The organism is Caloramator sp. CAR-1 (genome assembly GCF_030546345.1).
Lineage (GTDB): Bacteria > Bacillota > Clostridia > Clostridiales > Caloramatoraceae > Caloramator > Caloramator australicus.
The window spans coordinates 18,680-41,113 of record NZ_JAUONW010000011.1 but is presented as its reverse complement, the minus strand read 5'-3'; the positions used below and the strand labels follow the sequence as shown (position 1 = coordinate 41,113).

The 22,434-nt window shown below is 32.1% G+C and carries 23 protein-coding genes and 3 tRNA genes; all 26 read right to left on the bottom strand.

The window, feature by feature from the left end:
* Positions 1–420 precede the first annotated feature (420 nt).
* Positions 421–1,947, bottom strand: coding sequence for a lysine--tRNA ligase (gene lysS, locus Q3V94_RS03725; protein ID WP_303525242.1), 1,527 nt, complete (start codon positions 1,945–1,947; stop codon positions 421–423).
* A 13-nt stretch (positions 1,948–1,960) separates the two neighbouring features.
* Positions 1,961–2,443 carry a transcription elongation factor GreA gene (greA, locus tag Q3V94_RS03720; protein WP_008909569.1) on the bottom strand — a complete coding sequence of 161 codons (483 nt, stop codon included), beginning with the start codon at positions 2,441–2,443 and terminating at the stop codon, positions 1,961–1,963.
* Between the two features lie 204 nt (positions 2,444–2,647).
* Entirely contained in the window at positions 2,648–3,436 is a 789-nt protein-coding gene (locus tag Q3V94_RS03715) for a hypothetical protein (RefSeq protein WP_303525238.1), read from the bottom strand.
* 24 nt (positions 3,437–3,460) lie between these two features.
* On the bottom strand, positions 3,461–4,393 hold the full coding sequence (locus tag Q3V94_RS03710) for a quinate 5-dehydrogenase (RefSeq protein WP_274766979.1): 933 nt from the start codon (positions 4,391–4,393) through the stop codon (positions 3,461–3,463).
* A 10-nt stretch (positions 4,394–4,403) separates the two neighbouring features.
* Complete coding sequence (locus tag Q3V94_RS03705; protein ID WP_303525235.1) at positions 4,404–4,928, bottom strand: transcriptional regulator; 525 nt, start codon at positions 4,926–4,928, stop codon at positions 4,404–4,406.
* Between the two features lie 400 nt (positions 4,929–5,328).
* Positions 5,329–6,294, bottom strand: coding sequence for a tRNA dihydrouridine synthase DusB (gene dusB / locus Q3V94_RS03700; protein ID WP_303525233.1), 966 nt, complete (start codon positions 6,292–6,294; stop codon positions 5,329–5,331).
* Between the two features lie 5 nt (positions 6,295–6,299).
* On the bottom strand, positions 6,300–7,076 hold the full coding sequence (locus tag Q3V94_RS03695) for a type III pantothenate kinase (RefSeq protein WP_303525232.1): 777 nt from the start codon (positions 7,074–7,076) through the stop codon (positions 6,300–6,302).
* Positions 7,077–7,092: 16 nt separating this feature from the next.
* A complete protein-coding gene (locus Q3V94_RS03690) occupies positions 7,093–7,476 on the bottom strand; it encodes a cupin domain-containing protein (RefSeq protein ID WP_368506505.1) in 384 nt (127 codons plus the stop codon).
* 39 nt (positions 7,477–7,515) lie between these two features.
* Complete coding sequence (locus tag Q3V94_RS03685) at positions 7,516–7,923, bottom strand: thioesterase family protein (protein WP_274766977.1); 408 nt, start codon at positions 7,921–7,923, stop codon at positions 7,516–7,518.
* Positions 7,924–7,968: 45 nt separating this feature from the next.
* Complete coding sequence (gene ftsH, locus Q3V94_RS03680) at positions 7,969–9,792, bottom strand: ATP-dependent zinc metalloprotease FtsH (RefSeq protein WP_303525230.1); 1,824 nt, start codon at positions 9,790–9,792, stop codon at positions 7,969–7,971.
* A gap of 54 nt (positions 9,793–9,846) precedes the next feature.
* Entirely contained in the window at positions 9,847–10,386 is a 540-nt protein-coding gene (gene hpt / locus Q3V94_RS03675) for a hypoxanthine phosphoribosyltransferase (RefSeq protein WP_303525229.1), read from the bottom strand.
* A 3-nt stretch (positions 10,387–10,389) separates the two neighbouring features.
* Positions 10,390–11,754 (bottom strand): tRNA lysidine(34) synthetase TilS, encoded by a 1,365-nt coding sequence (gene tilS, locus Q3V94_RS03670; protein ID WP_303525228.1) that lies wholly within the window; start codon positions 11,752–11,754, stop codon positions 10,390–10,392.
* A gap of 73 nt (positions 11,755–11,827) precedes the next feature.
* Positions 11,828–14,182, bottom strand: a complete 2,355-nt coding sequence (spoIIE, locus tag Q3V94_RS03665; RefSeq protein ID WP_303525227.1) for a stage II sporulation protein E — start codon at positions 14,180–14,182, stop codon at positions 11,828–11,830.
* 308 nt (positions 14,183–14,490) lie between these two features.
* Positions 14,491–14,567, bottom strand: a tRNA-Met gene (locus Q3V94_RS03660).
* 4 nt (positions 14,568–14,571) lie between these two features.
* A tRNA-Met gene (locus Q3V94_RS03655) sits at positions 14,572–14,647 on the bottom strand.
* Positions 14,648–14,651: 4 nt separating this feature from the next.
* Positions 14,652–14,741, bottom strand: a tRNA-Leu gene (locus tag Q3V94_RS03650).
* Positions 14,742–14,914: 173 nt separating this feature from the next.
* Entirely contained in the window at positions 14,915–15,310 is a 396-nt protein-coding gene (locus tag Q3V94_RS03645) for a S1 domain-containing RNA-binding protein (protein ID WP_008909581.1), read from the bottom strand.
* Positions 15,311–15,378: 68 nt separating this feature from the next.
* Entirely contained in the window at positions 15,379–15,657 is a 279-nt protein-coding gene (locus Q3V94_RS03640; RefSeq protein WP_008909582.1) for a septum formation initiator family protein, read from the bottom strand.
* 47 nt (positions 15,658–15,704) lie between these two features.
* Positions 15,705–16,160, bottom strand: a complete 456-nt coding sequence (yabQ, locus tag Q3V94_RS03635) for a spore cortex biosynthesis protein YabQ (RefSeq protein ID WP_303525224.1) — start codon at positions 16,158–16,160, stop codon at positions 15,705–15,707.
* A 14-nt stretch (positions 16,161–16,174) separates the two neighbouring features.
* A complete protein-coding gene (gene yabP, locus Q3V94_RS03630) occupies positions 16,175–16,453 on the bottom strand; it encodes a sporulation protein YabP (RefSeq protein WP_008909584.1) in 279 nt (92 codons plus the stop codon).
* Between the two features lie 178 nt (positions 16,454–16,631).
* Positions 16,632–16,889, bottom strand: coding sequence for an RNA-binding S4 domain-containing protein (locus Q3V94_RS03625; RefSeq protein ID WP_274766972.1), 258 nt, complete (start codon positions 16,887–16,889; stop codon positions 16,632–16,634).
* A 56-nt stretch (positions 16,890–16,945) separates the two neighbouring features.
* Positions 16,946–17,221 (bottom strand): HU family DNA-binding protein, encoded by a 276-nt coding sequence (locus Q3V94_RS03620; RefSeq protein ID WP_008907977.1) that lies wholly within the window; start codon positions 17,219–17,221, stop codon positions 16,946–16,948.
* A gap of 116 nt (positions 17,222–17,337) precedes the next feature.
* Positions 17,338–18,780 carry a nucleoside triphosphate pyrophosphohydrolase gene (gene mazG, locus Q3V94_RS03615; RefSeq protein ID WP_303525219.1) on the bottom strand — a complete coding sequence of 481 codons (1,443 nt, stop codon included), beginning with the start codon at positions 18,778–18,780 and terminating at the stop codon, positions 17,338–17,340.
* Between the two features lie 37 nt (positions 18,781–18,817).
* A complete protein-coding gene (locus Q3V94_RS03610; RefSeq protein ID WP_303525217.1) occupies positions 18,818–20,347 on the bottom strand; it encodes a polysaccharide biosynthesis protein in 1,530 nt (509 codons plus the stop codon).
* A 142-nt stretch (positions 20,348–20,489) separates the two neighbouring features.
* Positions 20,490–21,047 carry a stage V sporulation protein T gene (spoVT, locus tag Q3V94_RS03605; protein WP_008907982.1) on the bottom strand — a complete coding sequence of 186 codons (558 nt, stop codon included), beginning with the start codon at positions 21,045–21,047 and terminating at the stop codon, positions 20,490–20,492.
* 365 nt (positions 21,048–21,412) lie between these two features.
* Positions 21,413–22,408, bottom strand: a complete 996-nt coding sequence (locus Q3V94_RS03600) for a peptidylprolyl isomerase (protein WP_303525215.1) — start codon at positions 22,406–22,408, stop codon at positions 21,413–21,415.
* Between the last annotated feature and the right edge of the window lie 26 nt (positions 22,409–22,434).

Below are 22,434 nucleotides of genomic sequence, written 5' to 3'. Positions count from 1 at the left end.
CTTCTAAAAAGTCCTTTATTATGTTTGCTCCTAATTCATCAGTCATTTTTTTAACTACATCAACAAGTTTTGTTAAATCCCATTCTTTTGATATAGTTTCCTCAACATTTTTTATTAATTTAGTAGTGAAATTTATTAAATGTTGTTGTATAATATTATTCAAAAGAGACACCCCCTTATTGGTTTGTGTGTTTTTTTCACTTTTATTTTATCACAGGGGTTGTCTCTTTTAAATTTTTGTCTTTTTTCGTCCTACAATAATTTTACACTATGATTTTGTTAACAAAATCTTTAAACCCTTGATAAATCTCATTTTCTTTTGTCGTCGATCCCCGGCACTTTTTGCAGGATTGGAGGTCGACGACAAATTAAAAGAATGTAAAAAGGCAGGATAACTCCTGCCTTTTATGTTAAATTTATTTACTTTGTCGGTTTCATTGTTGGGAAGAGGATTACGTCTCTAATTGAATATGAGTCAGTTAAGAACATAATAAGTCTATCCACTCCTATACCTAATCCCCCTGTTGGAGGCATACCTATTTCAAGGGCATTTATAAAGTCTTCGTCCATCATATAAGCTTCATCGTCTCCAAGTTCCCTTTCTCTTAATTGTTGTAGGAATCTTTCCTTTTGATCGATTGGGTCGTTTAATTCTGAATAAGCGTTTGCTATTTCTCTACCATATACATATGCTTCAAATCTTTCTGTAAACATAGGATCGTCAGGTTTTTTCTTTGTAAGCGGTGAAACTTCAACTGGATAATCTAAAATAAATGTAGGCTGAATTAGGTGCTTTTCTGCATATGTTTCAAATACTGCAACTAATATATCGCCCTTAGTGCAATCCTTTAATTCCTTCTTAAGTTCATCTAGAACATTTAACTTCTTTGCAATTTCCCTTGCTTCTTCATCTGTTTTTATTTCATCGAAATCCACATTGGCATACTTCTTTACCGCTTCCTTCATTGTAAGCCTATTCCATGGTGGAGCAAAATCAATTTCTGTTCCTTGGTAGTTTACTTTAGTTGTTCCTAAAACTTCTTGACAAACAAATGCCACAAGGTTTTCTGTAAGCTCCATCATGTCATTATAATCGGCATAGGCTTCGTAAATTTCTATCATATTAAATTCAGGATTATGTCTTATATCTATTCCTTCATTTCTAAAGTTTTTACCCATTTCATAAACTTTTTCAAATCCACCAACGATAAGTCTTTTTAAGTAAAGCTCTGTAGCAATTCTAAGATATAGGTCAATATCAAGGGCGTTGCTATGAGTTATAAATGGTCTTGCTGCAGCACCACTTGCAATTGGTGATAATACTGGTGTTTCAACTTCGATAAAGTCCCTATCATCAAGGAATTTTCTTATAGCTCTAATAATTTGAGTTCTCTTAAAGAAAGTATCTCTTACATCTTGATTCATTATAAGATCAACATATCTTTGTCTGTATCTTAAATCCGGGTCCTTAAGCCCATGCCATTTTTCAGGAAGTGGTCTTAAGGATTTTGTTAGCAATATATAGTCCTTAACATGGATCGAAATTTCTCCAGTTTTAGTTTTAAATACCGTTCCTTCAACTCCTATGATGTCACCAATATCCAAAGTTTTGAATGCCTTTAATTTTTCTTCTCCTATGTCATCAATTTTTACATAAAGCTGAAGCTTACCATACCTGTCATGAATGTCAGCAAAACCAGCTTTACCGTGTATTCTCTTTGTCATCAATCTTCCTGCAACTTTAACATCCTTACCTTCAAGTTCTTCATAGTTGTCTTTTACTTGCTTTGATGTATGAGTTCTATCATATTTTGTTATAAGGAATGGATCCTGACCCTTAGCTCTTAAATCCTCTAGCTTAGCAAGTCTTTGCTTCATTAACTCATTATACTCAGCCTCAAGATTTTGAAGTTCCTGTTGATTAAGTTCCTCATTAGTATTCGCCATAGCTCACCCTCCATTAATGCCTTTTTATTTCTAATATCTCAAAAGATTCAACTCCATCTGGAACTTGAATCTCTACTTTGTCACCAACTTTTTTGCCTAAAAGTCCCCTTCCTATTGGTGCTTCATTAGAAATCTTCATTTTAGCTGGATCTGCCTCTGCTGAACCAACTATTGTAAATTCAAGCTCATCTCCATACTTCAAGTCCTTAACCTTAACTGTTGAACCAATTGAAACAACTTCAGTATTTATTTCGTCCTCATCGATTATCTTTGCATTCTTTAACATGTTTTCCAAAGTTGCAATTCTACCTTCAACAAACGCCTGTTCATTCTTTGCTTCATCATATTCTGAATTTTCGCTTAAGTCTCCAAAGGAAATAGCTGTCTTAATTTTTTGTGAAACTTCCTTTCTTTTAACGGTTTTTAGATATTCAAGTTCTTCCTCTATCTTTTTAACTCCTTCGTATGTTAAAATCACTTGTTTGTTATCGCCCATAAATACTCTCCCCTCTTTTTTGCTTAGGATTTATAGATATTATATGCACATTAATTTATGTAATTCCCCTAATTTTTAAATAACTTAGGAGAAGGCTTAAATAAACTAATAACAAGCACTATAAAGACATCTTTATAGTGCTTGTTAATATTCGTTATATGGTATTATAAATCACACTAATTACTATGTCAACATATTTTGTAATTATATTTCCATTATTAAATTATTCTGTAATTTAAATTTTGAAATTTTAAATCCTTCTTCTTCAGCGTTTTTCCATATCCTTTCATAGCCCTTCATTTCTAAAAAACCCTGCGCTAAAATACTATCGTAAAAGTCCTTCTCATCCAATGTTATATCAACATCATCAAAGCATAATCCATTGTGACAAATTGTTTTATTTAATAAAAGTGTTGGCTTTTTCGGGTCTATCAAAATTTCATACCTCTTATCCGTTATTATCATAGCCTGGCATAAATTAGCTGCCTTTATAGGATCTTCTATTACAGCTACTGATATTCCATAATTTTTTAATGCAAATTCCATATCTTTAATTAAGTTTTCCCTTTTATCTGCAAGCAAAATTATTCGCCGTGCAAAGTTTAATAAATATCTAAAACAAATTTTTCCTAAACTTTTTTCTGCATCAGCAATTAGGACTTCGTTCAGTCTTAAATCGCATCCATGTTTTATCGTAAAAATATCTAAAGCTCTAATCAGGCATGAAATTATAAAATTTAAGTCAATGTTGATCCCTAAATCCTTTGAAAGCACTATGCTTTCTTTACCAAACCTTTTTATTGCTATGTTTAATTTAATATTTTCTAACCCATCAGGTATTTTTACAATTTCCGCTTTAACATCTTTTAATTTATATTCCCTTTCTTTATACGGAAGCAATAACTTATTTATACCAATAATCTTGCTAAAATAAGGATGAACAATATTAATTTCTTCTAAAGATGCCTTATTTAATACCAAAATTTTGTTCAAATATTGCCTCCTAAAATTGTTTTATTAAATTATATTAGCCTTAGCATCTACAAATTCATCGTTTAAATAAACTACTCTTGGTTTGAAGTTAAGTTTTTCAAGTAAAATTTCATAGTCCTTTGGTGTTATATCATCAATGTTCTTTTGCATTATTGAAACCAATACTGCCTCCATGACATTAGTTCCAAAGGATCTTCCATTAAATTCTGGTGTTGTCGTTACAAGCATTTTAGCACCTAAATTTTTCAATTCTTCAATATCATCCTTTGTTACTGTGTTTGTAATAATTATTTTTCCTTCTAAATTATCAGGCATATATCTTTTTATAAAAAGGTAATCCCCAGCTATTATATCAGCCTCATTGAAATATTTTTCATGTTTTGGTGTTCTTTCTTCTTGACTTTTACCTGTAGGATAAAGTTTTTCAAAGGGCATCCTTGTAGCAATAGGTAAAATAACCTTTGCAAGGGCTTGAAATACTTTAACTGATTTTAAAGGTATAGGAATATCAAGGGAAAACATCAAATCCCCAATAATTAGCTCTGCCCCTAATTCATAAAAAGCCTCTAACATTCCGAATCTATCTGTTGCACTAACCATTAAGACCGATTTGTCTTTAATTTTAAATATATTTTTATCTATGTATTTTATTACATTTCTTTCAAGTGTATTTTTAAGACCTGAACCATCCACAATTGGTGTTTTCTTGGCTGCCTCTTTAATAACAATGGCATCCTTTATCTCATATCTTTTTCCTGCAGCATATAAGTATAAATCAATGCCACCCATTCCAAAGGCATCGACTTTACCATCCATTTCCCTTATAAGCTCTAAAACCCTGTTAAAATCACCATCTGTTCCTATTCTCTCTATTATAAAATTTTCACCTAAAAGCTCAGTTTCAACCCTATGATTTCTCTTAGAAGATCCTAAACTTACAGAAACAATATGCTTCATTTTAATCCTCCTACTCTTTTATACTTTCAACAATTTTTAAAACTCTATTAACATCCACATATACATCTTCTTTTAAGGGCGACTTGCCTATATCAATCGTATAAACATGGCAATCTAATAAGGCTGATAAAAGCTTTGATCTTGCATTTGAGGCTAAAATAATACAATGCTGATATTTCCTTACTTTAGAAATAATATCAAAAAGCCCATTAACAAGTTCAAGCCCACTTTGATCCTTTACAAATCTTTGCCTTTCTTCTTCTGTAAGTAAGAAAATAAAATCAACTCCTGTTTTTTTAAGTTCCCTTTCAAGCTCCTCTTTATTTGCAACAGGAAATCCTACAACTGCAATTTTACCTCCCTTTCTCACCTCTCCTATACTCTCTAGCCTTGATATAAACGTCCTATCTATATTAAGTATCTTTGCAACTTCCTGTTGTGAATATCCTTTGCACCTTAATTCTAATATTTCATCAATTGTTGAATTAATTTTTGATATACTAATCACCTTATCTCCTATCCTTACATAGTCCATAAAACCCCTCCCGTGCACATGATGTGCTCAATTACATTTTATACCTTTTTTGCAATTTTTACAACAAAAAAAGATACTACAAAATGTAGTATCTCAGATTGTAGACAAACCTTCTTTGGTGTTCAGACTTTGCAAGAGCCCTGTGAATGGATTTCAAAAAGGCATCTCTCATAAGCTTTAGCAATTCTTGCTTTTCGACTTTTCAAAAGTCCGTAATTCTGCACACGGACGTGCAGAGCCGAGTGGCCGACACGGATGTCGGCTCACGAGGGTAGGACTTTTGAAAACAAAGAAAAGCTTAGAATTGCTTAGCGAAATGAGCGAATGCCATGGAAATCCTTCACAGGGCTTATCAAAAAACAACTTTTTCAACAGTCTGAGATACTACAAAATGTAGTATCTAAACCAAAGTTTTTTTATATTCAATCAAAACTTCTTCAATTTTTTCTCTTTGGTCAAGCCTATTTACCATATCTTTAACATAAGTGGAATTTTTAAGCCCCTTTAAATACCAGGCAATATGTTTTCTCATCTCGATTATTCCCTGTCTTCCTTTAAATTCCTCAGCCATTTTAAGATGTCTTAATATAACATCAAACTTTTCCTCAATTGAAATGTCGGGAATTTTTTGTCCAGTTTCGAAATAGTATATTATCCTTTTAAATATCCAAGGGGTTCCTAAAGCTCCTCTTCCTATAAGGATGGCATCGCATCCAGTCTCATCAAACATTTTTTTTGCACTATCCTCATCCACAACGTCTCCATTTCCTATAACTGGAATTTTAACTGCTTCCTTGACCCTTCTTATTATATCCCAGTCAGCATGTCCTGAATACATCTGCTCCCTTGTTCTGCCGTGAACTGCAATAAAAGATGCCCCTGCTGCCTCCACCATTTTAGCAAATTCAACGGCATTTACTGAATTCTCATCCCATCCCTTTCTAAACTTGACAGAGACAGGTTTTTTAGATTTTGAAACAACTTTTTTAACAATCCTTTCGGCCAGTTCAGGATTTTTCATTAGGGCACTTCCTTCACCATTTTTAACTATTTTAGGTGCAGGACACCCCATGTTTATATCAATAGAAACTACCTTTTCATTCTCGCTTATTTGCTCTGCCATATCAGCCATAATATCAGGATCGCTTCCAAAAATTTGGACAATAACCGGGGCTTCCTTATCATCTATATCTAAAAGTAAATTGGTTTTTTTGCTGCCATAATACAATCCTTTAGAACTTACCATTTCGGTATAAACTAATCCACAACCATATTCTCTGCATAAAATTCTAAAGGCCTTATCCGTTACTCCAGCCATTGGTGCCAAAAATACATTGTTAGGTGTTATGTAATTTCCTATTTTCATCATCATCACCTATTTTTTTCATAAATTATCCTCAAACCCTCTAATGTTAATATTGGATTAACCTCTTGAATAGTCCTGCTTTCTGAGGATATTAATTTTGCAAGACCTCCTGTTGCAACAACATAGGGTTTCTTTTCGCCAAGTTTTATCATTTCATCCATCATCTTATTTACTATATAATCAACCAGACCTACATAACCATATATTATCCCCGCCTGCATGCTACTTACAGTATTTTTACAAATAACAGTTGGTGGCTTTACAAGTTCAATCCTTGGAAGCTTTGCAGCCCTTTCAAATAGTGCATCGCTGGATATTTTAATTCCAGGGGATATACATCCTCCATAATAATCCCCCTTCTCTCCAACCGCACAAAATGTCGTTGCTGTTCCAAAGTCTACTATTATTAAAGATCTTTTATATATCTCCAATGCCGCAACAGCATTAACTATTCTATCCGCCCCAACTTCTTTTGGGTTATCATATTTAATATTAATCCCTGTTTTTACACCTGGTCCTACAACTAATGGTTCAACGCTAAAATACTTTCTTATCATATGTTCCAATGAATACATTATATTTGGAACTACAGATGAAACAACTACGGCATCAACATCTTTATAATTTAAGTTTGCCTTTTCAAACAAATTTATTACAATCATTCCATATTCGTCGGAAGTCCTTGGGGGATTGGTTGATAATCTCCAAACATCCAAAAGTTTTCTATCTTCATATACTCCTAAGACTATATTTGTGTTTCCAACGTCAAAAACTAAAAGCATAGCAACCTCCTAAATACTAAATATCTCCTTCTTCTGGAACTATACAGATAAACTTTAACGTTTCTTTACCCTTATTCATAAACTGGTGTAAAGCATTTGAAGGAACATATGCAAAGGATCCCTTCTTTATCTCATAGTCTTTACCTTCAACATGTAGAATTCCTTCTCCTTCAAGAATATAGTTTATATGTGGCCAAGGATGTGTATGTCTTGGAGTAAATCCACCCTCTGACAATTCAAAAACCCTCATGACATATCCTTCCCAACCTTCCTTAGGTGTTATAAGGACCTTCTTAACAGCATTCTTTACAAGGTCGTTATTGATCTCAATCCCCTTTACATCATCAATATGGGAAACTATCATAACAAACACCTCCTTAAAATATTTTAACTTAAACATTTTAATTTTACAATTAAAATTAAAGGGTGCCAAAGCACCCTATTTAACCTTATTATTTACCCTCTGCATGAACCTATCTACATCTATTATAAATCTTTCGTGGGTTCCTTCCATTATCTTTTCCATCTCATCATAGGCTTCAACCTTGAAAATAAGCCTTTCCCCATCCACCTCAACTAGCTCTGCTATTGCCTTAATCTTCATTCCAATCGGAGTTGCTGCTAGATGCCTTACATCTACCTTTATCCCAACTGTCGAATAACCTGTTGGAAGATGCAGATCAACAGCATTCTTGGCTGCACATTCCAAAAGTCCTATTAGAGATGGAGTCGACAGAACATCTATAAAACCATTTACATAGTTTGCTGCAGAGTCTTTTTCCTGAACTGTAGTTTCTATAACAGAATTAAGTCCGACTTTTATTTTATCAAAAAGCTCCTCCTTCAATTTTCTCCCCCCAATCATATTTAAACCTCGGGAAATCCCGAGGTTTTATGCTTCATTAAAAATCGCTTCAAATTCGTCAGCTTCAAGCTTTTCTTTATCAAGAAGAGCTTCAGCGACTTTATGAAGTTTATTCATATTTTCCTTTAAAAGTTCTTCTGCCCTCTTGTATGCAGTTTCGATTATTCTTTTAATTTCCTTATCTATAAGAGCTGCAACCTCTTCGCTGTAGTTTCTTGTCTTTGCAAAGTCTCTTCCCAAGAATACTTCATCGTGGCCTGTTCCAAACTCAATTGGTCCTAAAACTTCGCTCATACCATATTCCATAACCATTTTTCTTGCTATATTTGTTGCCCTCTCGATATCGTTCTTAGCACCTGTAGATATATCGTTTAAAACAAGCTTTTCTGCTACACGGCCACCTAAAAGACTTACAATTTCTTCTTCTAATTCTGTCTTGGAAGCATAATACTTATCTTCCTGTGGAAGGGCTAAAGTATATCCTCCTGCTCTTCCCCTTGGTATTATGCTGATTTGATGAACAGGGTCAGTATTAGGTAAAAGCTTCATTACAATAGCATGCCCTGCTTCATGATATGCAGTAAGCTTTCTTTCCTTTTCACTCATGATTCTGCTCTTTTTCTCAGGTCCTGCAATTACTCTTGTTATAGCCTCTTCAAGCTCATCCATACCTATAAGCCTTTTTCCCTTTCTTACTGCTAAAAGTGCTGCCTCGTTCATAAGGTTTTCAAGGTCAGCTCCTGTAAAACCAGGTGTTCTTTTAGCTATTATTGACAAATTAACTTCGGCTTCAAGAGGTTTATTCCTTGCATGAACCTTTAATATTTCTTCCCTTCCTTTAACATCGGGAGTATTTACAACAATTTGTCTATCAAATCTTCCTGGTCTTAAAAGGGCAGGGTCTAAAATATCAGGTCTATTTGTCGCAGCAAGAACTATTATACCTTCGTTAGTTCCAAACCCATCCATCTCAACAAGAAGTTGATTTAGAGTTTGCTCCCTTTCATCATGTCCTCCACCAAGCCCAGCACCTCTTTGTCTACCAACAGCGTCAATTTCATCTATAAATACTATACATGGTGAATTTTTCTTTGCATTATCAAAGAGGTCCCTAACTCTTGAAGCACCAACTCCTACAAACATTTCAACGAAGTCAGAACCGCTTATGCTAAAGAAGGGAACTCCAGCTTCTCCAGCAACTGCCTTTGCAAGAAGGGTCTTACCTGTTCCTGGAGGTCCAACAAGAAGTATTCCTTTTGGAATTCTTGCTCCCATCTCAATATATTTTCTTGGATTCTTTAAAAAGTCCACAACCTCTTGAAGCTCAGCCTTTTCTTCGTCTGCTCCTGCAACATCATCAAAGGTTATCCTCTTTTTATCATTTGTAACAAGTTTTGCTCTGCTTTTACCGAAATTCATTACACCTTTTCCTCCACCGCCGCCTTGGGCCTGTTGAAGGAAAATGAACCATATAACAATAAGCATTATTACCATTATTATATTGGGCAGAGCAGAAACCCAAAATGGGAATTTTGAAGGTGGAACATATTTTAACTGAACTTTTTGAGCATGAGTTTTATTATATTCGTTTATTATCTTTTCAAATTCCGTCGTATTTATATTAACTGTGGTAGTAAAGGAGGTTCCATCTCTAAATTCCCCTGAAGCACTACCAGTATCTATGTCAATATATATGCTCTTTACATTCCCTCTCTCAATTTCGTTTATAAGTTCAGTGTAAACTATTTCGCTTTTCTTAGTTGTTCCACCATCTAAAAGAGTCATTGCAACAAAAAAAGCCATTATTATTAGAAGCCATGCACTTGCACTTTTTAAGAAATTTTTATTCATTCTAGGCCCCCCTTTCGCTGTGTGTTACCATAATATTTTAATATACACGATTGTTTACTTTTTGTAAATATCTTCTTTTAATATACCTATATATGGTAAATTTCTAAACATCTCGGCATAATCAAGTCCATACCCCACTACAAATGCATCTGGTATTTTAAAGCCTACATAATCCCCTTCTATATTTACCCTTCTTCTATCGGGCTTATCTAAAAGGCAGCATATTTTTAATGTTCTTGGATGCCTTGCCTTAAGATATTCATATAAGTATTTTAAGGTAGTCCCAGTATCTATTATATCCTCAACGATAATAACATCCCTACCTTCAATATCAAAATCCAGGTCCTTTAATATTCTAACTATACCAGAAGTTTCAGATGAAAGTCCGTAACTGGAAACCGCCATAAAATCCATAGTAACCTTTAAATTAAGGGCCCTCATGAGGTCTGAAACAAAAATAACTGATCCTTTCAAAACTCCAATTAAAATCAAGTCACCATGTGGGAAATCCTTCTCAATCTCCTTTGCAAGTTCATTAACCCTTTTTTTAATTTCTTCTTCTGTTAATAATACTTTTTCAATAGCACCTTCCATCATTTATCCCCTTTCAATTTTTAATTTTAATACATTTTTTGTATTTTCATCGATTTTATAATTTTTAGTATCCCTAATATTATAAACCCATAGGATTTCTTTGCCTAATGCAACAAGAGGAATTTCATCCCTTTTATCCTTTGGGATCTTGCTATCAATAAACAAATCCTTTATTTTCTTTTTTCCATTTAATCCTTTAGGATAAATAAAATCCCCTTCTTTTCTATTTCTAACTATTAATTCACCTTTTATTTTATCATAATCAAAATACTTTATAAAAGCACTATCTTTCAAACTTCCTTCATTTTTTATTAGCTCTGCCGAAATTTTTAAATTTAGCTCATCTATTATAATCGTCCCTGGAATAATAATACTGTATTCAAAGCCATTTTTTTTGATTTGTTTTTCTTTTTTTATATAAAAATTATCATAGGAAATTTCCGCAATTAAATTTTTTGGTAGACTTATTTTTTTACCCGTTTCCCCTTTTTCAATGAGCTTTAAACAATCATCAACATGAATGTTTTCAATGGCATTTAAATCACCTTTAACATCCTTTATCATATTTCTGATAATCCTTCTTTGTATCGCTATGTTAAGTTTTTTAAATTTACTTATGGAAATTCCTTCATCAGCCTTTACTGATTCATAAGCCTTTATTGCCTCCATTTCAATATATTCATCTTCGTCCCTTAAAATTTCCGATGACTTAAAAAGATTGTCTATTATATTTTCGTTTATATTTTCTTTTATATAAGGAATCAATTCTAACCTTATTTTATTTCTTAAATATATTGCTTCTCTATTGGTGCTATCGATGACAGGATTTAAACTGTTTTTGTTGCAATATTCCTCTATTTCTTCCCTTGAACAAATAAGTAAAGGTCTTATAATGTTACCTCTTATAGGTTTTATTCCACTAATTCCTCTAAGCCCTGAGCCCCTTAAAAACTTCATTATCATCGTCTCCGCCTGGTCATTTTTATTATGGGCAAGGGCTATTTTATTTCCTCCAACTTCTTTTAGAACTTTTTCAAAGCATTCATATCTTACTAATCTTCCTGCTTCCTCAGAAGACAATCCTTTATCCTTTGCTAAACTTAAAACATCTATCCTAAATGAATAAAAGGGAACACCAAATTTTTTACAAAAATCCCTCGCAAATTCCTCATCCCTAAAGGCCTCTTCATCTCTTATCATATGATTTATATGAACAGCAAAAATTTCGATATTGAAGATACTCTTTAATTGAATAAGAATATGTAATAGGGCAGTAGAATCGGGGCCACCAGAAAAGCCTACAACAATCTTGTCTCCATCCTTTATCATAGAATATCGTTTTACATAATTTAAAACCTTATCAAGCATAGCATCACCTTTTTCTTTTTATAATAGCAAATACTCAAAAAATAGACAATAATAAAGGAACCAAAAGGTTCCTTTACATCTTCCATATTTTTGATACAATTACCGTTAAATCATCCTTTATATTGTCCCCATATTTTTCCTTGGACCTTTGTAATATATAATCAGCAAGGTCCCTTGGGTTACCCCCACTATATTCCCTTAATAACTTACTTATCCATTTATCCTTTAATTCATTATCAGCATCGATAACACCATCAGAAACCATAATAATCATATCTCCATTTTTAAACTGATAGATTTCGCTCTCTATCTCAATATCCTCAATTATACCTATAGGTAAATTTTTATTTTCTATGATCTCAACATCAAAGCCTGATTTAATAAATGTTGACACCGCGCCAACCTTTATAAATTCTCCTATACCTTCATATAAATCGATAATACCTAAATCCACAGTTGCAAAGGATTCGCTGTTGTTTTTTAATAAAAGAATCGAATTGATTGCCTTCATAGTAGTATTTCTATCAAATCCTGCCTCCATAAACTTCTCAATTAAAGTTATGGTTGTGTTGCTTTCCATAGCAGCTTCAAACCCACTTCCCATTCCATCGCTTATGGCTATGATATATTTACCTGGAGCTACATTCCCAAAATAATAGCTGTCTCCTGAAATTTCTTCCTTAGAAAACCTTGCAACAGCAGATGCAACACCAAAATTTTCCGCCTCAATGAGTTTATAATGGCACATTTTATTGTTTTCATCTAATTTACACATAGCATTTTCTCTAATCATCCTTTTTCCCAACACTTGTGAAACAAGCTTTGGAACATCACTGCTGCAGGATGTTTTACCCTGGCATGGCACTCCATATATAGTTACTTCATATTTATTATTAGAGTTTTTTGTAACCATAACATCGTTATATTTTATTCCATTGATATCAAACACCATTGATATTTTATCTTCCAATTCATTTTTAAATTCCACAGATTTAGTTATATCCTTTACAAGATCTGAAACAACAACAGAAATTCCCTTTATCTGCTCTGCTAATACTATCTTTGAATTTAAAAGTTTTTTATTCCATCTGTTATTTAGTCTTATAATTTCCATTTCAAAATTTATCTGTCTTATTATCTCATTGAGCTTTACGCATTTTAAGTTAAAGGAATTCGGAACTTGTTTTATATCTAATTTACCATTCTTTTCTGCCATTCTTAGCATTTCACAAAAAACATCATAAGTATAATATGTTTCCCTTTGCCAGCAAAAATGCCTTCCTTCACAATTTGAGCAAACTTTGTTTGCTATCTTTTCAACAGTTCCCTTTACTTCGTTGACCTTTGATAGGTTATTTTCATACCTTTCTGCTAAAACACTGGCTAAACCATTTAAGGATTTAGAAATTATATTAAGCTTTCCATTTATATAATCCTTTATTCTTTCAACATATAATTTTTGCGGAACTTCTCTTTTATTTTCAAAATCTAAAGCTAAATTTAGCTTATCCAATATCGAAGAAGGTAATAAAATAAAAATAATTGACGCAAATAGTATATTAACTTCTAAAGTAAATAAAACATCAACCTTATTAGCATACATCATTACTACAACTGAAGTTATCATAAAGGCTACAGATGTAATTATCCTACCTAAATCCTTTAACGCACCAGCAACAAGACCACACAATCCGTATACAGCGACTAAATAAACCGAAATATTTCCTGCAAAACTTGAAACCAATCCAAGCAAAAGGCCAACTGAAGCTGCTACTTGTCCATCTTTTATATAGGCAGATGTCAATATAACTAAAACCGCCAAAACAGATTTTAAAGAAACATATTTATAGCTAATATCCCACAATCCTGCATAGGATATTAAAAATATTAATACAAGGCTAATTAGCTCTTCTTTTAAAAGCTCTACATTTTTCTTGTTGAAAAAATATGCTAAACCATATGTAAACAAATAGGCTGATGAAATAATAATTAAAGATTCAAAAGAAGATATTATAACATCGTATAGAACTAAATTCTTTAAAAAATACTTATGAGCAAAAACAGAAGCCAAAACATTTAATATGGAGGTTGATGCTAAAAGAATAAATAATCTTTTCTTTTCACTCTTTATAAATAGATTTAAAATCATAACCCAAACAGTAAGAAAAATATGTGTCTTGGCAGCTAGAACATTACTTTCCGTTAAATAACCAAGAACAGAAAACAGTCCACAGACCATTATCCATTCCTTATCTAAGATCATAGTTGAAGCAATTAAAAGTGCTATTCCAAAGGGCATTATCTCCCTTAAAAAAAGAACTCTTGAGGTAAAGAAAATAAATATAAGCAGTAATAAATGTTGTGCTTTTAACTTTTCTCTTTTTAACGCCTTTACATCTTTTTTATGTAGAACTTCCCTTTCTATCATAAAACCACCTCACATATTTTTGTGAGGTTATTATATCAAATATATGCTGAATATTTTGTCATTATTCCTTTTATTTCCATACAAAAATATTGACAGATTATTTTATTTTAAGCCAATTATGTTTTCTTCCTCCTTTTTATATAAAAATTCAACTTTGATCTTGTAAAAAAAATAAGAATATTTTCATAGACCATAAAAATACGACGGAAATTTTATTCTAATAACAAATATTTTCAACAAATCAGCTTATGATTTTTTTGATTCTTTTTTTACAAAAAATAAAAAAAGCAGCCTAAGCTGCTTAAGTATGGTGGCGGCGAACGGATTCGAACCGCTGACACATCGGGTATGAACCGATTGCTCTGGCCAACTGAGCTACGCCGCCATGTTGGTTGCGGGGGAAGGACTTGAACCTTCGACCTTCGGGTTATGAGCCCGACGAGCTACCAACTGCTCCACCCCGCGACATTGGTGCCGGAGACCGGGGTCGAACCGGTACGGTCCTTTAGGGACCGCAGGATTTTAAGTCCTGTGCGTCTGCCTGTTCCGCCACTCCGGCATTCAGTTTTGTTATCTCGCATCGACAATACTTATTATATAATGCTATTATTATTTCGTCAATAGTATTTTTAAATTTTTTTTATAAAATTTTTATGGTAATATATTGTAGAAGTAAGTTCTTATTATTTATTATAAAAAGGTGTTTTACGTTTGGTAAAACACCTTGAGTTTCTATCTTCTTGATACTGTTCCATATCTTTTGCCTTCTCTATGCTTAATGTCCTGGATTCTCTCCTCGCTTTCTTTTAAGAATTTAGCAAGCCTTTCCTCAAAAGAAAGTCCATTATTTTTGTTTCTTTCGCTCTGCCAATCAACTTCAATTGGCTTTGATGATTTAGGCATAGCCTGCTTAATTGAAAGGCTTATTTTGCCATCATCATCGATTGCAATAACTTTTACCTTTACTTTGTCCTTTTCCTTAAGATGCTGCCTGATGTCCTTAACGTAAGTATCAGATACCTCGCTGATGTGAACCAAACCTGTTTTACCTGATACATCAACAAATGCTCCAAAATTTGTAATGTTTACTACTGTTCCTTCTAAAATCGTTCCTACCTTTAAGGTCATATTAAAAGAATTCCTCCTTAATATATTTTAATGATATAATTATACAAAATTATATAATCCAAGTCAAATTATCTTCTTTTGTTTTTGTCGATAAATAAGATCTCTCCCGGTTTTACCAAACCAAGTTTTTCCCTGGCTAGCTTCTCTACATGTTCAGGCCTTTTTGCCTCCTTAAGTTGTTCCTTAAGTTGAGAGTTTATAACTTTTACTTTTTGAAGCTGCTCATTATAATGTTTATATTGCTTATTCAATCTATATAATATTATTTGCTGTTTAACGAAAATTGAACCAAACATAATAAATACTAATCCCCAAATAATCTTTTTAATGTTTCTTTTTTTCTTCATAGGCATCCCCTCTTCTTTTGTTCAATATATAATATTCTATAAATAAATTAAATTTCCTGCTTTTTTATAATTTTTTTACCTAAAATTAATCTTCCTGTTCTTCTTATAAGAAAACTGATATTAAAAATCAGTCTCCTTAACAAAACAAAGGGAGTAATAATGAATCTAAAAAATAGCCTTACTGTTTTTATAATAAAGTAAATTATATAACGCAACGAACCAATAAATACCCTTGATATAAATAAGAAATAAAAATATAAACCTAAAAAAAGCCCTAAAAAAGTATAGTATCTTAAGTTGGCGTTATTAGTTATAAGCATAAAAGTAAAAGTTAAGAGGGATGCAAAGATCCAAAAAAGTATATCTGAAATTGCAGTTAATATCTTATTTGGCGTTTTAAATCCCCTTATTACTCTATAAATATCAAATAATAAACCAACAAATATTCCACACAGGACATTTGAAAAAAAATATACAAATTGAGTGTTTATATCTAAAACCATTCACATCACCTTAATTATTTGAAAAGCTTCTTAATAAAGCTCTCACTTCTATTCTCATCCTTAGAGATGTAAGTTAAGGAATTTATTTCTCCTACTATTGAAACCTCTCCTGTATCAACATTTAACTTATTAACCTTAAGGTCCTTACCCCTGATCAATAAGTTTCCCATTATAGTCGATAAACTGACCTGTTCTTCATTAAAGGTATATATAGTATTAACCCCAGTTATATCAATCTTTTTTCTATTATCAATATAAATTTTATGATCCTTAACTATCTTACCATTTTCCATAAAAATACCCCCTTCATATAAATTAATATGAAGGAGGCATACGCTTTATTCCATAATTTATCCACATATTAAATCCTTTTATAAAAAGGTTACAGCTAAAACTGTGGAAATTATGCAAATTAAAATCAACAATTATATCACAACTTATTAACATACTTATCCACAGGTTGTTGATAAGTCATTCTATTTCCTTCCCACTTATTATTCTATACATTTCCTTTGCTGCTTCTTTTGTTACATGTTCTTGAATACTTAAAACTTCTGCCTTTACACTTCCTGAAGCATATTGGATTTCTATTATATCTCCAACTTTTAAATCGGTTCCTGGTTTTGCAACCCTTCCATTCACTAGAACTTTTCCACTATCACAAACTTCCTTTGCTACGGTTCTTCTTTTTATAATCCTTGAAACCTTTAAAAACTTATCAAGCCTCATAATGTCCATCCTTCCAAAAAAAAATCAGGTTTTAAAACCTGATTTTTTTATTTGTTTTATTTGTTAACATTTTCTCTTAATTCTTTTCCTGCTTTAAATACTGGAACCTTTGTAGCTGGAATTACGATTTCTTCCATTGTCTTTGGATTTCTACCTTTTCTTTCTCCTCTTTCTCTTACTTCAAATGTTCCAAATCCAACAAGTTGAACCTTTTCATTTTTTGCAAGTGCCTCTTGAACGCTGTCGATGAAAGCCTTTAAAGCCTTTTCAGCGTCCTTTTTTGTTAAACCACTCTTTTCTGCCATCATTGAAATTAAATCTGCCTTGTTCATTATTTTCCCTCCTTGAAAAATTTAATATATAAAGCAGGATTTAGCTAAATTATATCATGTTTTTATTATTCTTCACAAAATCAAAAAATCCTGCTAATTTTAATATTTTTTTTATATTATTCCTCAAATTTCTTTGATTCTTCCCAAAGCTTATCCATTTCTTCTAAAGTAAGTTCTTCTATCCTTTTGTTGAACTTATGTGAATTTTTTTCTATATATTCAAATCTATTTATAAACTTATTTGCAGTTTTTGTCAAGGCTGTTTCTGGTTCAACTCCTAAAAATCTCGCAACATTTACCACTGCAAATAACAAATCTCCAATTTCTTCTAATATTTTTCCATTTTTTTGCGATTTATATACCTCTAAAAGTTCATTCAATTCCTCTTTTACCTTATCAATGGCACCTTCAACATCATCCCAATCAAATCCAACCTCCGCTGCCTTTTCTTGTATTTTTAAACTCCTCATTAGGGCAGGTAAAGTTTTAGGTATTTTCTTAATATTTTCGGTATAATTTTTTACTCCCTTTTCCTTCATTTTATTCTTTTCCCAAATTTCCATTACATCTTCAGGAGTTTTAGCCTTTGCTCCTCCAAATACATGTGGATGTCTTATTATCATTTTATTTGCAATTCCATCTACTACATCCCAAATTTCAAAATATTCGTTTTCCTTAGCAATCTGTGAATGGAATACCACATGCAAAAGCATATCACCAAGTTCTTCACATAAGCCTTCATAATCCTTTTCATCTATTGCCTCTATTATCTCATAACATTCCTCCAATAAATACCTTTTTAAACTTTCATGGGTTTGTTCCCTATCCCATGGGCATCCCTTTGGCGACCTTAAAAACTCAACAATATCAACTAAATCATTAAAATCCTTTCTTTTTTTATTCTTAGCTGGTGGAATATAAAGGGTTGTCAAATAATCAATAAAATCAAGTCTATCTATCTCATAAAGCTTTACCTTTTCAATTCTCTCAAGCTCCTTTACCCCAGCAGCTCTAACCACATAAACTTCCTGTTCATCATCATAGTATTCCATAAGCTTTATTTTTACTTCCCCCGCTATAAATCTACTATAAACCTGTGTTATGACATTTGAGGTTTTAGGATCCGGTTTATGTTCTTCTAGCATTAACCCGTCTATTAGTTTAAATCCATTTGAAGGATCTATTTTTAAAGAATTAAAAAGGGCATCTATAAAACTTAATGCAGGAACTATTTCTACATCAATATTTTTATCTTTGGCATATTTTAAAATTAGTTCAACGGATTTTTCAGCAACCAACGGATGTCCTGGAACACCATAAACGCATTCCTTTTCCTCTATTATTTTTTTAGCTATTTTCTCATAAACCTCATCAAAATCATTACCCTCATCATAATATTTGTCAAATGTTTCAAATTTTATTCCTATCTCCTTTAAATAATTGACATTTGGATGTTTATGCGTCCTTAAAAATACCTTATCTGCATTTTTCAATGTTTCAATGGTTTTTAAAGTTAAATCATCGATTGAACCTGGTCCTAATCCAACGATTTTAATCATCTTATGTAAACACCTCGCATAAAAAGTTAATCATAAATTAACCTTTAATAAGTTTCACTATATCTTTGAAATTAAATGTATCTGTTATGTGAAGCATAAGAAAGTAGATTACTCCTCCTATAAAAATTGTAATAACAGTTGTCAAATTAACTCCTATATATTTATTGAGCTCTAAATAAGAAAAGATAACAGCAAATATCATAACTAAAGTGCTCAAAAGGGGATAAATAACAACTTCTCTAATGTTTACTATAACATTAGTATATTTTATTACTAAAATAATATCAATAACTGAAATAGCAAAATATGCTATAAGAGTGCTATATGCAGCTCCAAGTATATTTAAATTTGTAGGTATTAACATATATGAAAATATAATCTTAAGTAAAGACCCTATGAGCATAACAAATAAAGGGATATAAGTTTTACCAAGTCCATTTAAGATGCTGGTTGATGTTTGGGATAAAATAATAAAAAAAGCGGATATAGATAAAATCTGTAAAACTTGCCACCCACTATCTAAACCTTGGAATATTAAACTTAAAATAGGTCTTGCAAGGGTATAAAGCCCTGCACAAGAAGGCAAGGCTAAAATCATCGCCATTTTATATGCCATGTTTATATTATGATTTAACTTGATCCTGCTTTTAATTGCATAACTTTCAGAAATGGCCGGGACTGTGCTTTGGGCAATTGCAACTGATATTGTTAGCGGAACATTAATTAAAACAAATGCTTTTCCTGTAAGTTGTCCATAAAGGGATGTTGCAGTCACATCATCAAATCCTGAGGCTTTTAAAAGTCCAACAACTAATGCAGAATCTATAAGAGCCATAATTGAGCCTATGGTCTGGGCAATTGAAATGGGAATTCCAATTTTAATTATTTCAGCTGTTATATGAAAAAAATCCTTACTACATTCATTTTTGTTATAAATTATTTTACTTTTATTAAAATAAATAATCAAAAATATAAGTCCAATAAAACTTCCCATAGTAGCACCAAAGGAGGCACCTGAGGCAGCAAATTCAATCCCATATGGTAAAAGAATATAAGCAAGTCCAACTCCAACCAACACCCTTACAATTTGTTCAATTATTTGACTTAAACCTGCCGGAAACATATTTTGAATTCCTTGATAATATCCTCTAAAGGCTGATAAAACTGTAGTAAAAAGGGGTGCAAGAGCAATTGCTAAAATTGAATAATACACTTTATTATTCCAATTAAATATTCGAATAAAGTCTTTTGCAAAAAAAATTAATATAAAACTTGATAATGAACCAATTAAAAACATCAAAAGTAAAGCGCTTCTAAATATAATATTAGCTTCTTTATTTTTATTCACTGCCAATCTTTCCGAAATCATCTTTGAAAGGGCAATAGGAACGCCAGAGGATATTGCAAGTAAAAAAGTATACAAAGGATATGTTATCTGATAAATTCCTATTCCCTCTTCACCAATTAAATAAATCAATGGTATTCTAAAGAAAAAACCTAAAAATTTAGCAATAATTCCTGTTAAGGATAAGATGATTGTCCCTTTAATGATGCTTTTTTTGGGCATAAAAAATCCCCCTATTTTCATCTTCAATTAAATAATATTTAGGTAATGGTTAAATTAGCACTAACCAACCCATTTTAATTCGGCCATATAAACAAAAGTTTACATGGCCGAATTATGTAAAAATAGGAGGATTCTTATTATGTTAAGATGCCATTTGTTTGCTTAAAAATGCAGCTGCTGTTTCAGCTAGCTTTCTTTCAATCTCACCCATTGCTACATTTGCTTCTTTAGACATTATAATAACAGCTCCAATCGATTCCCCTTCAACAATAATTGGAGCTATAACTTGTGCAGTATAATTTACATCATCTTCCTCATCCTTAGTAAGTGCAAAGGCCCTTCCACCTTCCTTTGCATTATATACTGCCGTTTTTCTTTCGCTCATTATCCTTTCAAGGTCCTCACTTATTCTTTTGTCGATATATTCCTTCTTATTAGCACCTGCAACTGAAATTATTGAATCCTTATCGCAAATTAAAACCGGTCTATTAACCTGACCTTGCAAAGCTTCAGCATATTCCTTTGCAAACTCACTTAACTCACCGATTGGGGAATATTTCTTAAGTATTATTCCGCCTTCTCTATCAGTGAATATCTCAAGAGGGTCTCCTTCTCTAATTCTTAAAGTTCTTCTTATTTCCTTTGGAATAACCACTCTGCCAAGATCATCTATTCTTCTTACAATACCGGTAGCCTTCATTTTCTCCCTCCTTCTTATTATTTTCTATTATTTATAATTTTCTCAAATTTTCAAAAAATATACCAAAAAAATGTATATGGGCAAAAAAAGTTTCAGGGATTTTCCTGAAACTACTTTTTGGGGAGGTATTTTAAATGACAAATATTGCAACTAAACTGGGATGTAGAGGGCTTTGCCTTATATATACAATAGGAACAAGAATTAGGCATATTCCTTTGATTGCTTCTTAAAACGTCCCTTGAATCATTTTCATAGATATATTTCATATTATCACCTCTTATTATATTTATTCATTATTTTTTATAATTATACATTAATTTTAAAAAACAAGCAAGGGTAAAAACCCTTGCTTTAATTGTTTTCGATTATAATCTATCAATATATTTTGTAATTTTAGCTTCTTCCTTCCACTTGTTAAATGTTTCGTCTATTTTGTCCGCCTTCTTTTGTTCCAAAACAACTTCTTTAACTTGATCCTTTACTTCATCAAAAGTTTTTAATCTGTATTCTTCTTTCTTGTTTACTTTTATAATATGATATCCAAATTGTGTCTTCACTATCGGGCTTATTTTCCCAACTGGAAGTGCAATTGCATTAGTTAAAAAGGTCTTATCGTAATTATCATCATTATAATATATATCTCCAAGATTTCCCCCTTTGTCCTTTGAACCGGGATCTATACTGTATTTTTTAGCAAGGTCTTCGAATTTTGCCCCTTTGTTTAGCTCTTCTAAAACCTTCTTTGCAGTGTCCTCAGTTTCAACAAGTATATGGGATACATTCATCTTGTTTGGTTTTTCAGTATAATCATACATGTTTTCGTTATAATATTTTAAAAGTTCATCTTCACTGACTGTTACATCCTTAATTATTTCATCATAAACTTTGTCTATAACTACTCTATTGGCCATGTAATTTTTAAAATCATCAACAGTCATTTTAAAAGCTTCAAGTGTCTTATTAAACTTATCTTCTCCACCTGCCTGCTTAACCGCTTCATCATAAGCCTTAGCAACTTCTTTATCTATCTCCTCCTGTGAAGGCTGAACATTAAGTTCCTTTGCCTTCTGAAGAAGAATTCTTTCATTTATAAGCTCATTTAATAAATCCTCTTTAATATTTTTAATAAGTTCCTCGTTTTCTTTTTTTGTTGCAAAATCCTGTCCATACATCATTTCATATTGAACGAGTTGAGATTGAAATATTTTTTCAAACTCACCCTTTGTTATTTTTTCTCCATTAACCTTTGCAACTACCGTTTTCTTTTCTCCCTCTTCAGTTTTTGATATAAGCTCACATCCCCCCAATAAATTGACAAATAACGTAATTGCTAAAATGATAGAAAGTCTTTTTAAATTCACGCCCATCCTCTCCTTTTTCAAACTTA